Annotated in this window: 1 protein-coding gene; it reads left to right on the top strand. The window is 42.3% G+C overall.

Annotation, left to right across the window (positions count from 1 at the left end):
• A partial coding sequence (locus tag J0A66_RS22675; RefSeq protein ID WP_206576058.1) for a DnaA ATPase domain-containing protein occupies window positions 1–305 on the top strand: 305 nt, incomplete at both ends.

Genomic DNA, 305 nt, shown 5'->3' with positions numbered 1-305 from the left:
ATATGGTGGAACGGGTTTAGGTAAGACTCACCTTCTGCACGCAGTAGGCAACGGACTGATGGCAAAGAACAAAGATGCCAAAGTTGTTTACATGCACTCCGAGCGTTTTGTTCAGGACATGGTTAAGGCGTTGCAGAATAACGCGATAGAAGAGTTTAAGCGTTATTATCGGTCTGTAGATGCATTACTCATCGATGATATTCAGTTTTTCGCTAAGAAGGACCGCTCACAGGAAGAGTTTTTCCATACCTTTAATGCGTTATTAGAAGGTAATCAGCAAATTATCCTGACTTCAGATCGATACC

The sequence above is a fragment of the Bowmanella dokdonensis genome (assembly GCF_017254865.1).
GTDB classification, from domain to species: Bacteria; Pseudomonadota; Gammaproteobacteria; order Enterobacterales; family Alteromonadaceae; genus Bowmanella; species Bowmanella dokdonensis.
Note: the sequence above shows the minus strand (reverse complement) of the source record. Positions and strands in the feature narration are given on the sequence as shown.